Annotated in this window: 12 protein-coding genes and 1 other annotated feature (1 of these 13 running past the window's edge); of the genes, 10 read left to right on the forward strand and 2 right to left on the reverse strand. The window is 46.2% G+C overall.

Going from position 1 to position 15290, the window contains the following annotated elements:
- Positions 1-279: a binding site (T-box leader), on the forward strand; it begins 13 nt to the left of the window's first position.
- Between the two features lie 593 nt (positions 280-872).
- Both ileS and DC345_RS15480 read left to right on the forward strand, forming a co-directional pair.
- On the forward strand, positions 873-3971 hold the full coding sequence (gene ileS, locus DC345_RS15475; protein WP_113053857.1) for an isoleucine--tRNA ligase: 3099 nt from the start codon (positions 873-875) through the stop codon (positions 3969-3971).
- A gap of 239 nt (positions 3972-4210) precedes the next feature.
- Positions 4211-4567, forward strand: coding sequence for a DUF5665 domain-containing protein (locus tag DC345_RS15480; RefSeq protein ID WP_109998718.1), 357 nt, complete (start codon positions 4211-4213; stop codon positions 4565-4567).
- 12 nt (positions 4568-4579) lie between these two features.
- Here DC345_RS15480 and DC345_RS15485 read toward each other — a convergent pair whose 3' ends face one another.
- On the reverse strand, positions 4580-5317 hold the full coding sequence (locus DC345_RS15485; protein WP_111618747.1) for a TraR/DksA C4-type zinc finger protein: 738 nt from the start codon (positions 5315-5317) through the stop codon (positions 4580-4582).
- Positions 5318-5537: 220 nt separating this feature from the next.
- Here DC345_RS15485 and lspA point away from each other — a divergent pair, with 220 nt between their 5' ends.
- The 8 genes from lspA (at position 5538) to DC345_RS15525 (ending at position 12080) form a co-directional block, all read left to right on the forward strand.
- Positions 5538-6032, forward strand: coding sequence for a signal peptidase II (lspA, locus tag DC345_RS15490; protein WP_024628399.1), 495 nt, complete (start codon positions 5538-5540; stop codon positions 6030-6032).
- A complete protein-coding gene (locus DC345_RS15495) occupies positions 6025-7008 on the forward strand; it encodes an RluA family pseudouridine synthase (protein WP_113053858.1) in 984 nt (327 codons plus the stop codon). The genes lspA and DC345_RS15495 overlap by 8 nt, the downstream gene beginning before the upstream one ends.
- Positions 7009-7117: 109 nt before the next feature.
- Positions 7118-8371: an LL-diaminopimelate aminotransferase gene (locus tag DC345_RS15500; protein WP_113053859.1), complete on the forward strand. Its 1254-nt coding sequence runs from the start codon at positions 7118-7120 to the stop codon at positions 8369-8371.
- A gap of 178 nt (positions 8372-8549) precedes the next feature.
- The gene (locus DC345_RS15505; protein ID WP_397333672.1) at positions 8550-9464 is read left to right on the forward strand and encodes a decaprenyl-phosphate phosphoribosyltransferase; all 915 of its coding nucleotides are present in this window, start codon (positions 8550-8552) and stop codon (positions 9462-9464) included.
- Between the two features lie 33 nt (positions 9465-9497).
- Positions 9498-10130 carry an HAD family hydrolase gene (locus tag DC345_RS15510; RefSeq protein ID WP_113053860.1) on the forward strand — a complete coding sequence of 211 codons (633 nt, stop codon included), beginning with the start codon at positions 9498-9500 and terminating at the stop codon, positions 10128-10130.
- Between the two features lie 26 nt (positions 10131-10156).
- Positions 10157-10447: an EamA family transporter gene (locus tag DC345_RS15515; RefSeq protein WP_113054051.1), complete on the forward strand. Its 291-nt coding sequence runs from the start codon at positions 10157-10159 to the stop codon at positions 10445-10447.
- Positions 10434-10754 carry a DMT family transporter gene (locus tag DC345_RS15520; protein WP_258530685.1) on the forward strand — a complete coding sequence of 107 codons (321 nt, stop codon included), beginning with the start codon at positions 10434-10436 and terminating at the stop codon, positions 10752-10754. The genes DC345_RS15515 and DC345_RS15520 overlap by 14 nt, the downstream gene beginning before the upstream one ends.
- 24 nt (positions 10755-10778) lie before the next feature.
- Positions 10779-12080, forward strand: a complete 1302-nt coding sequence (locus tag DC345_RS15525) for a DUF6080 domain-containing protein (RefSeq protein WP_113053862.1) — start codon at positions 10779-10781, stop codon at positions 12078-12080.
- 155 nt (positions 12081-12235) lie between these two features.
- Here DC345_RS15525 and DC345_RS15530 read toward each other — a convergent pair whose 3' ends face one another.
- Positions 12236-14911, reverse strand: a complete 2676-nt coding sequence (locus tag DC345_RS15530) for a YhgE/Pip domain-containing protein (protein ID WP_113053863.1) — start codon at positions 14909-14911, stop codon at positions 12236-12238.
- Between the last annotated feature and the right edge of the window lie 379 nt (positions 14912-15290).

A 15290-nucleotide genomic window follows, 5' to 3' on the forward strand; every position in this document is an offset into this window, starting at 1 on the left:
CGGGTTCAGTACGTTATGATCTCATCCCTCAGAGAGTTGGCGTCTGGTGCAAGCCAATGGATGAGTTATAGCCGAATATCTCCCCGGAGAAGTGACGCTGAAGCGGTGAAGGATTGGCCGTGTGTAAGCGAAACCGTGAGCCGAACGTTATATCGGCACCCTGCTGTAGTTAAGCGGGGCATAAGCGCTGTTGATGACAGAGCATACCCAATTTATATTGGATGTGGTTTGTGATGAACAGAATTAGGGTGGTAACGCGAGCATAACCTCGTCCCTTTCCAGGGATGAGGTTTTTTTGTGTCCAAAAAAAGGCGAACGTACATGAGGCCCAAAGGGACCTCAAGGAGAGAGCCGACCGCCGGGCAAGCGAAGCGATCGGCACGCGGGGTTTCGCTAAGGCGAGCGTCCATGAGGTCCGAAGGTGCCTCAAGGAGAGAGCCCACCGCCGGGCGAGCGAAGCGTCCGGCAGCAGGGGTTCGCCAAGGCGAGCGTCCATGAGGCCCGAAGGGACCTCAAGGAGAGAGCCCTCGCCGGGCAAGCGAAGCGACCGGCACGCGGGGTTTCGCTAAGGCGAACGTACATGAGGCCCGAAGGTGCCTCAAGGAGAGAGCCAGCCGCCGGAGGAGCAAAGCGTCCGGCAACTCCCTTCTCGCGGTAAGGCCCTGCGGCGTTCCCGAAGGGGACAGCCGCAAGAGGGCCGACTCCACCATACACACCCTCGCCAACGCCGTCGCAGTTCCCGCCACAGACAACCATTTCCGGGTGTCCAGAGGGCGGAGCGCCTATGGGGTCCCCCTTGGCAAGGGGGATTTAGGGGGATTGAAACGCTTTTTGTGGACGGTCCACAACTATATCTCGAAAGGAAGATCATCATGCAACGAGTTGACGTCAAAGAGAAGGCACGCGCCAGAGAACTACGCGTGTTAAACAAATGGAAAACCGAGAATACATTCAAAAGATCCATTGAAAACCGAGAAGGTAAGCCAAACTTCGTATTTTACGAGGGACCGCCTACAGCCAATGGTAAACCACATATCGGTCACGTATTGGGACGGGTCATCAAGGATTTCGTGGGACGTTATAACACAATGAAGGGTTACCGCGTCGTTCGTAAAGCAGGCTGGGATACACATGGTCTGCCTGTAGAACTCGGTGTTCAGAAAAAGCTGGGCATCTCTCACAAGTGGGAAATCGAAGATTATGGCGTAGAGAAATTCATTAACGAATGTAAAGCGAGCGTGTTCGAATACGAACAACAATGGCGCGACCTGACCGAAGGTATCGGCTACTGGACAGACATGAATAATCCGTATATCACACTCGACAACAATTACATCGAAAGTGTGTGGAACATTCTGGCGACGATTCATGAGAAAGGTCTGCTGTATCGCGGTCACCGTGTGAGTCCTTACTGTCCGTCTTGTCAAACTACACTTAGCTCCCATGAGGTAGCCCAGGGGTACAAAGACGTGAAAGACCTTAGTGCTACAGCCAAATTCAAGCTGGATGACAGCGGCGAATTCGTGCTTGCCTGGACAACGACGCCTTGGACATTGCCTTCACACGTTGCGCTTGCAGTGAATCCGGATATGGACTACTCCCGTGTCCGTCAGGACAACGAAGTGTACATCATGGCGACTAATCTTGTTGAGAAAGTCATGAAGGATGCCAAAGGTGAATATGAAATCATCGGTACCTTGAAAGGTTCTGACCTGGTTGGCAAAACGTATGATCCTCCGTTCAACTACGTGCAGGCTGAGAAAGCAAACATCATCCTGGGTGCAGGTTTTGTAACCGATGCAAGTGGTACAGGGATTGTACACATGGCACCTGCACATGGTGAAGATGACTATCGTGTATGTCGTGAGAATGGCATCAGTTTTGTGAATATGGTGGACCTGGAAGGCAAGTTTGTGCCACAGGTAACTGATTTTGCCGGACGTTTTGTTAAGGATTGCGATATTGATATCGTAAGATACCTGTCTGAAAAAGGACGTTTGTTCAGCAAAGAAAAATATGAGCACAGCTACCCGTTCTGCTGGCGTTGTGACACACCACTTCTGTACTATGCAATGGACAGCTGGTTTATCCAAACAACAGCAATCAAGGATCAGCTGATCGCCAACAACAGTGAAGTAGAATGGTACCCAGGCCACGTTCGTGATGGGCGATTCGGGAAGTTCCTTGAAGATCTTGTAGACTGGAATATCAGCCGTGACCGTTACTGGGGAACGCCACTGAACATCTGGGTATGTGAAGAGACGGGTGAACAATTCGCTCCGCATAGCATCGCTGAACTGCGTGCTCGTGCCATCGGCAACGTACCTGAGAATTTGGAGCTGCATAAGCCGTATGTAGATGACGTCAAAGTCATGAGCTCTTGTGGCAAATATGAAATGAAACGTACACCGGAAGTGATCGATGTCTGGTTCGACAGCGGCTCCATGCCGTTTGCCCAGCAGCACTATCCATTTGAAAATAAAGAAATATTCGAACAGCAATATCCAGCAGACATGATCTGTGAAGGAATTGACCAGACACGTGGCTGGTTCTACAGCTTGCTGGCTGTATCTACACTTTTGACAGGCAAAGCACCTTATAAAGCGGTTATGGCAACAGGCCACGTTCTCGATGAAAACGGACAGAAGATGTCCAAATCCAAAGGTAACGTTATCGATCCTTGGGAAGTTATCGAAGAGTACGGTACAGATGCATTCCGCTGGGCTTTGTTGTCTGACAGCGCACCATGGAACAGCAAACGTTTCTCCAAAGGCATCGTGGGCGAAGCGAAATCCAAAATGGTGGATACGCTGGTCAATACCCATGCATTCCTGACGCTGTATGCTACGATTGATGGATTTGATCCACAAGAGCATCCGTTCAAGTTGTCTTCACACAACCTGGACCGTTGGATATTGTCCAGACTGAACAGCCTGATTCTCGTTGTGGAAAAAGCGCTGGCTGTTAACGACTATCTGAACTCTTCCAAAGCCATTGAAGCATTTGTAGATGAACTCAGTAACTGGTACATCCGTCGTTCACGTGACCGTTTCTGGGGTAGCGGATTGACAGAAGATAAACTGGACGCTTACCGTACTCTTACCGAAGTGCTGGTGACTACTGCCAAGCTCGTCGCTCCATTCACACCAATGCTTGCAGAAGATATCTATCTGAACCTGACTACTGGTGAGAGTGTGCATATGGATGATTATCCGGTTGCCAATGAAACGCTGATTGACTTGAATCTGGAGCAGGATATGGAGACAGCACGCCGAATCGTGGAACTTGCCCGTAACGTTCGTAACGAAACAGGAATCAAGACACGTCAACCGTTGTCCGAACTGATCGTTTCTCTGGATAAAGGCTTCGATCTGGCAAGTTATGAAGAGATCATCAAGGATGAGATCAATGTCAAAACGATTCGTACCGAGCATGATGATGCGGATTTCGTTGATTTCACTTTGAAGCTGAATCTGAAAGTAGCAGGTAAAAAATACGGTAAAAACGTAGGTTTCCTGCAGAATTTCTTCAAGGGAATGTCAGCAGATGAGACACGTAAAGTGGTCACAGAAGATGTTCTGAACGTCGTTTCTCCTGAAGGCGAAGAGCTGCAAGTGACGGGTGAAGAACTGCTGGTGGAGAAACAAGCCAAATCCGGTTTTGCCTCGGCATCCGGCTATGGTCTGACGGTAGCTCTCAATACAGAGATCACAGCAGAACTTGAACAGGAAGGCTGGGTCCGTGAAGTCATTCGTGCAGTTCAAGACACACGGAAGAAGCTGGATTTGCCGATTGAGAAAAGAGTACGTTTGACGCTGGATGTGGACTCTGCTTTGCAAGAAGCGATTCAGGCTTTTGATCATGTGCTGCGTGAGAATGTGCTCGTTACCGAAGTTACCTTCGGTACGAATGATTCGATGCAACGTATTGAAGCTGGGGGCAAAGCCATCGGTGTATATATCGAGGGGTAATACAATGATTCTCTAATTCTCAACGTAAGGCGTTCCTGGAAAAAGGATTGCTTTGTCAGACTTTAACGGGGACAGAGTAACTCTATTTCAAATAGGACAGTATATAGAGAAAGACATGCCAACGAGCCTCAGATACAGGAGATTAATCCTGTGTCCTGGCTCGTTTGTTTTTTCAGCAAATGGGCAATGATTTCTATTTGTGCAGACATTCTATATACATCAAAGGAACTGAGTAAATTATGAACGAACAGGATACCCAATCGCCATTGAATTCAGAATCCACGACGCATTCCAAGAATGCGGAGGACAAGATTGAAGAACTTCACAAGCTCACTAACCGGCTCGCAAATGAACTTGAACGTTCAAGGATCGCACAGTATACGGAATTACTGAACCGGCCGTGGAAGCTGATCGGACTTAATCTGTTGTCTGGCGCCGCAAGAGGCGTAGGGATCGCCATCGGTTTTACCTTTTTTGCAGCAACAATCATTTATGTGTTACAAGTGCTAGGTGCGCTTAATCTGCCCATCGTGGGTGATTACATCGCAGATATTGTACGGATTGTGCAACGACAACTGGAGTTGAATACGTATTAGGTGAACCTTGGCTTAATACGAGTCGTCTGACTCGACATCCGGTTCTAACAGACCATCGCCTTCACGGTTCTCCAGATACTGTCGATATTGCCGATTGCGCACGATGGATACATCATGACCGTAGATATCGGTTGCGACAAAGCTCTCATACGCCTCAACGCAGCCCTCCACCTCGTCAGTGGCTTCAATCGCCATAACGTCATAACTGTCGATGTCGCGTCCCTCAGCCATGGCCGGAGTATTGGAGGTGCCCCAACTTTCAACAATCTGCCATGCGTCTTCGCCGTCGAAGCCGTTCTGATCATCACGTTCATCCAGGCTTGTGCGGCCAAAGGCAGGTGCGAGGAATTCTTCCTCGACAGGACGATTTTCGGAAACAACGGTTTCCGGTTGATGCTTTTTGCAGTATTTGGTGTAAGGAACAGCTTGCATGCGTTCATAGGGGATAGGCTGCTGACACACGGCGCAAGTTCCATAATGGCCTTCTTCGATGGAATGCAGGGCAGAATCGATGCGCTCCAGTTGAAATTCATCATGCTCCAGCAGGGAAATATCCTTTTCGCGATCATACATCTCGGTAGCTACATCCCCCGGATGGTTGTCAATCGGTGATAATTCACCTGTCTGAAGCTTCATGGAATCACCAAGACCATAATGTTCGTTCTGCTCCAGTCTATGTTCAATATCGCGCTTTTCGGTTATCAATTGGGAACGTAAGGATTGCAGTTGTTTGGCAGTGAAATGTGACATCATTTTCCCCTTTCTGTTCCATATGAACTCCGGATTTTAACTCTATTGTAGGATGTACCAATTGGTGCAGAATTACAGAAGGGAAATGTTATCGTTTTTGCCATCCGGGCTGCGGCTAACCGCGTCGTGGACGATTTCCAAACAGCTGTGCTACAATGAACAAGTCTGGCGTAAAGCCTGGTATCGTTTGGAAAAGACAAGAACGGAGTGACAAACAAACGTGGTGTATTATATCCTCGCTTTTATCGTATTTTTAGTCGATCAGGGAACGAAGTTCCTAATTGCAACCCGGATGGAACTTAGAGATGAAATTCCGGTGATTGGCAATTTCTTTGTCATCACATCACATCGTAACTCAGGTGCAGCTTTTGGTATTTTACAGGATCAGCGCTGGTTCTTTATTGTGGTTACACTGGTTGTCGTGGTGGCTTTGGTTTGGTATTTGCAAAAGGTAAAAGATACTCCGCACAAATTGCTGCCTGTAGCGCTTAGTTTGGTGCTTGGGGGAGCTATTGGTAACTTCCTGGATCGGGCTTTGACCGGAGAAGTTGTCGATTTTATCCAGCTTAATTTTGGTAGCTATACGTTTCCCATTTTCAACATAGCCGACTCGGCGATCTGTATCGGTGTGGTACTGATTATTGTGGAAACGTTGCTTGAAGGACGGCGCGAGAAAGCAGCCGCAAAGGTCGAAGGGAATGAACATCATGAGTAAATCGCAAAATGAAGAACAGACTAACGGAGACACGTCGACGCATGACGATGAGCTCTTGAATGGCAATGATCGTATGGAATGGACGGTTGCTGCTGAACATAATAAAGAACGAATTGACAAATATATTACAGAATCCATGGATAACGTATCGCGTTCCCAAGTTCAATTGTGGATCGGAGACGGATTCGTAACGGTAAACGGGGCTAAAGTCAAAGCTAACGCCAAATTATCTGAAGGCGATCTGGTAGAGCTTCTGATCCCTGAGCCGACGACTGTAGAGATTATTGCTGAAGATATTCCACTAGAAGTGGTGTATGAAGATAGTGATTTGATCGTTATTAACAAACAGCGTGGCCTTGTTGTACATCCAGCACCAGGACATACGTCAGGAACACTTGTTAATGCACTGATGTATCACTGCAAAGATCTCTCAGGCATTAACGGCGAGCTGCGTCCCGGTATTGTGCATCGGATTGATAAGGACACATCAGGTCTGATTATGGCTGCCAAAAATGATCGTGCTCACGCCTCGCTGGCGGCTCAACTCAAAGAGCATAGTGTGAATAGACGATATATTGCACTCGTTCATGGGCATCTTAGCCATGATCAGGGTACGGTTGATGCACCGATTGGTCGAGATACCAATGATCGTAAAATGTACACCGTAACCGAGCGTAACAGTAAACATGCGGTCACTCATTTTACCGTCACCGAGCGTATCAATGACTACACGTTATTGGAACTGAAACTGGAGACCGGGCGTACCCACCAGATTCGTGTTCACATGAAGTTCATTGGTCATCCGCTTGTTGGAGATCCGACGTACGGTCGTAACAAAGGGATCAAAATGCAGGGACAGGCCCTGCATGCGGCGATTCTCGGTTTTGTGCATCCCACGACCGGAGAATACCTTGAATTTACAGCTCCGATTCCGCAGGATATGGAAGATGTTCTGGCCTCCTTGCGTAGCCGCTGACAGCTCGAGAAAGTACAAATGTTCGGATAATTTGTCCATGGTTTTGAACGCGCAAATGCTTCATATTAAAGTGTAGAAATTTGCGTCAAATGAGGAGATGAACAAAATCATGAGTATCGATAAATATCAGGAAACGTACATTCAGACTAATTTTGCCGACCGTATTGGCGGCTCCAACTATGGTAAAGACACCAACATCTATAAATTCGAGAAAATCAAACGTGCCAAAGCTTCGGCTAAAAAAGATTTTCCCAATGTAGAATTGATTGACCTTGGCGTAGGTGAACCAGACGAAATGGCAGATGCGGGCATCGTAGCTGCATTGGCGGAGCAAGCCTCCAAACCTGAAAACCGTGGATACGCGGATAACGGTATTCCTGAATTCAAGGAAGCGGCAGCTGCTTACCTGAAAAATGTATTTAATGTTGAAGGTATCGATGCATCAACTGAAATCGTGCATTCCATCGGATCCAAACCAGCTTTGGCGATGATGCCTTCTTGCTTCATTAATCCAGGTGATGTAACGATTATGACGGTGCCAGGGTATCCGGTTATGGGTACACACACCAAATACCTGGGTGGTGAAGTTTTCAACATCCAGTTGACCAAGGAGAACAACTTCCTGCCAGATCTGTCGGCTATTCCGGAAGATATTGCGAAACGTGCGAAATTGCTCTATCTGAACTACCCGAATAACCCGACGGGCGCAAGTGCTACCGTGGAGTTCTTTACGGAAGTGGTTGAATGGGCGAAGAAATACAGCGTAGTCGTTGTACATGATGCTCCATACGCAGCACTGACATATGACGGCAAAAAACCGTTCAGCTTCCTGTCTGTACCTGGTGCTAAGGATGTGGGCGTGGAATTGCACTCCTTGTCCAAGTCCTACAACATGACAGGCTGGAGAATTGGTTTTGTTGCAGGTAACCCGCTTGTTGTCAAAGCATTCAGCGACGTGAAAGACAACAATGACTCCGGTCAGTTCATCGCGATCCAAAAGGCTGCTGCTTATGGTTTGAACCACCCGGAAATCACGGAAAAAATCGCTGAGAAATATTCCCGTCGTCACGACCTGCTGGTAGCTGCACTGAACGAGCTGGGCTTCCAGGCTGAGAAACCTAAAGGTTCCTTCTTCCTTTATGTTGAAGCTCCAAAAGGTATTGCCGGAGGCCGCCGCTTTGAATCAGGCGAAGACTTCTCCCAGTTCCTGATCCGTGAGAAACTGATCTCTTCGGTGCCTTGGGATGATGCCGGTAACTTTGTTCGTTTCTCCGTTACCTTTGAAGCTAAAGGGGAAGAGGAAGAGAAACGTGTTATCGCTGAGATTAAACGCCGCCTGAGCGACGTGCAATTCGAATTTTAATTGAATTCACATAATCATAATTATGTAGAGAAAGAAGAGACCGGAAACGGTCTCTTTTTTATGCAAAAAAATATAAATTCTTCCTGTAATCCCTTTACAAAATTATACAAGCAACATATGATTAGATCTTTACGTTATTTATTTAGTCAGAAGTTGCTTTTGAAAGGAGTTATGGAAATTGTTATCATCACGTACGAGTACCGTGTCTACACCTGCTGCAGGGACAGGCAATACCATTTCAGGATTATTTAAGTTATTGAGACCAAAACAATGGACCAAAAATTTGCTGTTATTTGCCGCGCTGCTTTTTTCTTTTGAGGAAATTCGGACGGAGACCATTCTATCGACTTTGCTAGGTTTTATTTTATTTAGCCTGGTTGCAGGCTGCGTTTATATTTTAAACGATTATGTAGATCGCGACAGAGATCGTCAGCATCCGGTGAAAATGTTTCGTCCCCTTGCTTCTGGACAGGTCAATCCGGCTCAAGCCTTGCTGTTTGGAATTCTGTTATTGATTCTTTCCGTCGGGACAGCATTTGTGATGAACCCGTTATTCGGAGTGTTATGTATTGTTTATTTCCTTCTGAATGTGTCGTACTCATTTGTACTGAAACATCTCGTTATCTTGGATATGATGACCATTGCGGCTGGATTTGTGCTTCGTGCGATTGCGGGCGGTGTGCTAATCCATGTACCATTTACGCCGTGGTTTCTCATCTGTACGATGCTGCTGTCCCTGTTCCTGGCTATTGGCAAACGGAGGAATGAACTTACCCTGCTTGAGGGAAATACTGGTTCGCATCGCAAAGTATTGGATAACTATTCGATTACGTTATTGGATCAGTTTAATACCATTGTCACAACAGCGACTATTATCAGCTATTCGCTCTTTACGTTCACATCCGATCGCTCCATTCATTTAATGTGGACGATTCCATTAGTCATATACGGCATGTTCCGTTATCTGTATCTGATTCATATGAAGAATCAAGGTGGTTCACCTGATCGAGTTCTATTTGAGGACAAGCCCATCTTGATCACGGTCATTTTGTATGTCATAAGTGTTATTTCGATTTTTGCTATTTTTGAATAAAAGTTTGAGTCCGGAAGGTAGAGGGGGATCAGGGTGAAAAGCACGAAAATCGCCATCTTTGATATTGATAAAACGATTATACGCAGAGATTCCATGTTTCAGTTTGTGCATTACGGCGTTCGACGTTACCCATGGCAGGTATGGAGATTGCCTGTAATTGCATTTCATACCGCACTGTTCAAGGCAGGTCTGATGACCGTTGAGCGTGTCAAACGTTCCTATTTCAAGAGCATTGAGCGCATGTCAGAAAAAGATCTGGAGCATTTTTTTGATACACGATTGCGTACTGCCATTTTTGCAGAGGCAAGTGTAGAGATGCAGCACCGTAAGGAAGCAGGCTATCATGTATTGCTCGTGACCGCATCACCGCATGCCTATATGAAATATTTTAAAAGTTTTCCTTGGGTGGATCATGTCATTGGTACCGATCTGGTTCGTCACTCAAATGGATATACCTGTAGGGTTGAAGGCAGCAATTGCAAAGGGGATGAGAAGGTTCGACGAATCCAGGCCTATCTGGATGAGAAAAAGATGGTGATTGATTATGATCAATCCTGCTCCTACTCCGACTCCTTATCCGATCTTCCAGTGATGCGATTGGTGAGTCAGCGCTACTTTATTAATAAGCGCGTGCCAGAGATGGAGGCATTGTCGTGGGGAAGATAAAAGGGCACCATACAGGCAAGCTGTTAATGCTGGTCTCCGCTTTTCTTACAGCAACGGGCCAACTGTTCTGGAAGTGGGGTCTGACCGATTGGATCTATTTGGGCATCGGTTTTCTCTGTTATGGACTGGGTGCCATTTTGATGATCAAGGCTTTTGCTTTGGAAAAGCTGTCTGTGGCCTATCCTTTGATGTGTGCCAGCTATGTGTTTGCGCTGATCTATGGATACTTTTTGCTGGGAGAAGAAATTACGGTGCAGAAGCTGGCCGCTGTTGTGCTGCTTGGAATCGGGGTGACGTTAACCAGTGTTGATCGATAGCTGGATGATTGCTGTCCTGATCGCAATGACCCTGTGTGGAGCAATGGGGGGAGCGGGTTTGAAAGCCTACGCCACCAGCCGCAAAAAGCTACATGTTCTAATGGGGCTTGGATTCTATGGTACAGGTGCGCTCCTGAATATTGTATTGTTGAAATTTCTTCCCTTAACGGTTGTGCTACCAGCCAATGCGTTAACGTATGTGTGGACACTCATTATAGCGCGCTTTGCCTTTAAGGAAGCAGTGGGTCCTTTGCGCTGGATCGGTGTCGCTTGTATTATGGGCGGGTTGTGTTTATTGGTTTTCTAGAATAATGAAACTGGATGTGAACGTATGAAATTTTTGGACTATATATTTTATAATCGCAGGACCAATTGGACGGCATTTTGCCTGTTTGCGGGTTTTGCTCTTTTTTACGCCCTCATGAATGGACCTTACGTGACGTACATAGCGAATAACGCAGAGCTTCTAGGGTCATACACACCATTTAGTACGACACAGTTTCCAATTAATTTATTTAACTTCGATCCTTCCATGTATTATGGAGACAACAGTTCTTCAGTGATTCATCCGTTAATTTCATTTCTAGCAGTCGTGCTTGAAGCAGGTGCTCAACTGTTGGACGGGAATTGGTTCTTTCTTATCCTGCAGTCCTTTGTGAATGCGGGTTCGGTTGTACTGGTATTTCTGTTTTTGAGTCAAAAAGATAAACAAATCATCACACCGTTACTTTTCGCTTTATTGTTCGGTTTCAGCTCCTATCTGATGTTTACCGCGTTGATTCCGGATTCGTATCCGTACGTACAATTTGTTATTTTGTTCTCTGTGCTGTATATGCAATACACCCGTGAACGCAAAGATGTCCGTTACATCCCGAATGCGCTGCTGGCATCCATCAACTTCGGACTGACGTCAACCAACATTGTGCCGTTTGCGGCCGCCATGTTTTTCAATTTGCGTACGTGGCGTAGCAAGTCTGGTTGGAAAAAGTACATCGGGATTATGGCACTGGCTGTTGCCTTCATTGTAGTATTGACAGGGATACAGTATATCGCGTTTGGCGGTCGCAGTTGGGTCAGCAACTGGCTGCTTGGCATTCAAAATGGGGGAACAAGCTATGCCACTCCATTCCAGTTTGCAGTTCATTGGAAGGCTTTAAGCTTGCTAACGATTAATCCAATACTTTCACCGAAAGTGCATTTGCTGGACCCGGGCATGGTCGCATTTGTGACGGATCTATCCCGTTCCAATCCGATCTATGTTCAGCTCACGGGTACTTTTATTCTGCTGCTGGCGCTCACTGGGTTTATTAAAGGCATCCGTGAACGGGAAGTATGGACTCTTGTGCCATACATTCTGTTTGCATTTTTACTTCATATCGTTGTTGGTTTTGGGCTTGCGGTATTTCAATACGATATGTACCTGTATGCGGGACACTATCTGTTTGCGTTTTTCCTCCTCGGTGGGAGCTTCGTCATTGGTCTTCGTCCGGGGCTGGGTAAAAAACTGCTAATAGGCTTGATCATGCTATGTATTCTTGTCACCGCATGGAATAACATCTATCGGCATGTAGAAACATTAACAACCATTAAGCAATCCTATGATCAGTTGGAACAGGAGCGTACAGTGAAATAATCAGAGATTTTAACTATCTGTTTAATGAGACAAGGCCATTGGACTGTAAATCCAATGGCCTTGTCTTATTTGGCATGATTCATTCGATATGTGCATGTTGGTTTAAAACTAAAAGACCCACTGCGTTCTTTACGCAGAGGGTCTCAGGGACGATCTTAAGCAATAATTTTGGTCTTCTTGGCATTCTCGGCTGAACGTTTGGTGAGACTGCTAAGTGGACGTTTCAAAGCGAGTGCAACGATGAGACTTAGCGCGATGAACATGCACAACCACAGAATATCTTTAATGGCAGTCGACCACAAAATCCCACCGACTGACTCACGCAGCAGACTAATCGCATATGTGAAGGGCATGAACGGATTTAGTGCCTGGAAAAAGGGCGATGTCATGCTGATCGGGAACGTACCGCCGGAGCTGGAGAACTGGAACACCATGAAGATGATTGCGATCCCTTTTCCGATATTTCCAAAAACGGACAGCAGGGTGTACGTAATGGTGACAAATACGGCACTCACCAGCATGGCAAACAGCACAAACCATAGTTTATCTGCGACATAGGCGCCGAGAATCAAGATATCTCCCAGGCTGACACAGATCGCTTGAAGCAATCCAATAGTCAGAAAAGTGGCAAGACGCCCAAGATACAACTCGTATCCCCGGAACTTGCCCTCTGGATTCTCAGCTTCGGCACGAAGCAAAGAAATTAGCAACGTTGAGCCGACCCACAAGGACAGCACGCCATAAAATGGTGACATGGCTGATCCGTAATTCGGAATCGGGTAAAGCTGCTGTTCCTTAATTTGCACCGGACTTGCCAGAAAAGCACTTTCTTCTTCGATGTCGCCGCGCAAAAGCTTGGCGAGTTCAGCAAACTGGTTATTTCCTTCAACTTCCCTCAGTTTGTCTGCTGCCTTGCTGATGGCACTTTCCAATGCGGGCAGATCATCACGTACAAGCGTGGCAACACGATGTACTCCTTGTTCTACCTCCGGAAGCTGGTTCTGTACAAAATCGGATGCCTTGCCTATCTGTTTCTCCGCATTGGGCAGATCGTTCCGAACAAAATCAGCTGCTTCATTCAGCTTGGTCCCCAGCTTGGGCAGATCATTTCTAATTAATGAAGATACTGTGTTCAAAGCTTGGATAAAGCCTTCACTTTTATTCGCGAGTGTCTCTGATATCTCATGAATCTTAGATTGTATTTGAGGCAGTTCGCTCTGGATCTTTGTCAATTCAGTCTGCCCAAACGTAATGCCTTCTTTGGCTGATGCAAGAATGTCCGCAATATCCGGAATTCGATCCCTTGCTCCCTGTAGTGTATCTGCTGAAGTGGAAAGGACGGATCTCAGCTTATCCACCCCAGCCGCAAGAGCCGGTGATATTTCGCTCTCGTAGGTGTTCATGATATTGCCAATGCCGCTGCTAATCTCCTTGGAGAGAGCATTTAATTGGGCGATGACGTCTGCGGGCGGAGTTGTATTGCGACGCAGAGCATCACTGATAATCCCAGCCAGTCGGATTTGCAACTGAAGTTTATCTGAAATGGTATTCAGCTGCGTAATTTTATTAGCAAGAGGATGGCTTGGAAGTAAGTTGTCGATTTTGCCCAGTAGTTCTGCCATACTGTCGACGAGTTTTACCGCAACCCCCAAGCGGGCAGCAATCCGGTCCAGATCTTCTGCTGTCGGCAGGTTATTAAGATCCGTATTTTGCAATTGCCCAAATACGTCTGACGCTGCGTTTGCGATTTGCTGTACCAGCAGCAGGTTTTGCCGGATCACCGGGCCTATAGCCTGAAACGCTTCTTCACTGGAATCCACAAACTGATTCAAGCCTTCGGCCAGTTCAATCCCATTACCAGCGATTTGTGATACTTTGTCAAGATCCTGCTCTGCGGCCGTTACGATAGCGAGAGCCTTGTCGGTTTTATCCAGGGCCGTTTGGATGACACCTGATACCTGACCAAAGTTTGCATCCACTTCTTGAATACGTTCTACGGCTTTTTGAATATCGGGAATCCGCCCCTGAATAGCCAACACTTCGGATACTGCATCATTAATTTGTGGCCAATACTCCTGCACCTTAAGCACATACTGTGCGGCTTCATTGATTTCGGGCAGTTTTTTTTCTATCTCGACGATCTTTTGAGCATCTTTTACGATACCAGGCATGGCTTTTTCCACTTCCAGTACCTTTTGACCTGCAGCTTGTATAGCCGGAAGATTTTTCTCCAGCGTGAAAATGCCATTCTCCATCTTGCGCAAAGTTGGAAGTTGGGCATTGATCTCAACCCCGGCTTCCTTCAATTTGGTTAGAACAGCCTGACTGACGGCTTCAGTGAAATTTTCATTGATTTGTGTTGTTATCGCAGATACACCGGAACCTGTGATTTTTGGAGCAATGGCATTTACCTTTTCATTAACGGTATAGATTACTTCTGGTCGTTCCAGTTTCCCGTCAACGATACCTGTAATTTTGGATGAAAAGTCTCCAGGAATGAGCAGGCTTGCATAATATTCTCCTGTTTGCACACCATGATCAGCCTCAGCCTGGCTTACAAAAGTCCATCCCAGCTTTTCGTTCTGTTTCAGGCTAGACACCAGTTCGTCTCCAATATTAACGTTAGTTCCTGCAACAGTTGCACCCTTGTCCTCGGTTGTCACCGCAATTTTGATCCCTTGGGTATTACTGTACGGGTCCCATACGGATTTTACGTTTACCCAGTCATACACCCCGGGCAGTAAAATAATAGCCACAATTAGAAAAATACCTGTGGGAACCTTCAAAATATGCAACCAGTCTGTTTTGTAAACTTGCCAAATGTGACGCATAACTTCCTCCTAAATGTAAATAAATGTAGGTCTTATCTTATTTCTATGCCGCGTATTTGTAAATCCTTATGTATATCGGCTTTATTGAAGCATCAATGAATTGTTTCATGTTTATAAACTTTACCCATTTCACTGGGGACTAATGCAGAGCCTTCATGTATTCCGTGTTTCTGGACGTTTAACCCTAAAATTTGAAGAGATGTATCCTATTAAAATGCCTTCAGTATTTAAAGTAGTTCTGACAAAACGTATTGCTCATTCCAAAAGGGAAGGGTTCTGTCTCAAAAATTTGATTATAGTCAAAGGATTATTTTGACGTAAGGTTTTCCGCAAATATCTATGGATAAATATGCAGAAATATTGTATAATTATGAATAAC

The sequence above is a fragment of the Paenibacillus taichungensis genome, assembly GCF_003287275.1.
Classification (GTDB): domain Bacteria; phylum Bacillota; class Bacilli; order Paenibacillales; family Paenibacillaceae; genus Paenibacillus; species Paenibacillus taichungensis_A.

Bases quoted from the DNA above. Each gene is read 5' to 3' on its own strand.
- DC345_RS15515 (WP_113054051.1), top strand. From the start codon at position 10,157: ATGCTGGTCTCCGCTTTTCTTACAGCAACGGGCCAACTGTTCTGGAAG.
- DC345_RS15495 (WP_113053858.1), top strand. From the start codon at position 6,025: ATGAGTAAATCGCAAAATGAAGAACAGACTAACGGAGACACGTCGACG.
- ileS (WP_113053857.1), top strand. From the start codon at position 873: ATGCAACGAGTTGACGTCAAAGAGAAGGCACGCGCCAGAGAACTACGC.
- DC345_RS15480 (WP_109998718.1), top strand. From the start codon at position 4,211: ATGAACGAACAGGATACCCAATCGCCATTGAATTCAGAATCCACGACG.
- DC345_RS15530 (WP_113053863.1), bottom strand. From the start codon at position 14,911: ATGCGTCACATTTGGCAAGTTTACAAAACAGACTGGTTGCATATTTTG.
- DC345_RS15485 (WP_111618747.1), bottom strand. From the start codon at position 5,317: ATGTCACATTTCACTGCCAAACAACTGCAATCCTTACGTTCCCAATTG.
- DC345_RS15525 (WP_113053862.1), top strand. From the start codon at position 10,779: ATGAAATTTTTGGACTATATATTTTATAATCGCAGGACCAATTGGACG.
- DC345_RS15500 (WP_113053859.1), top strand. From the start codon at position 7,118: ATGAGTATCGATAAATATCAGGAAACGTACATTCAGACTAATTTTGCC.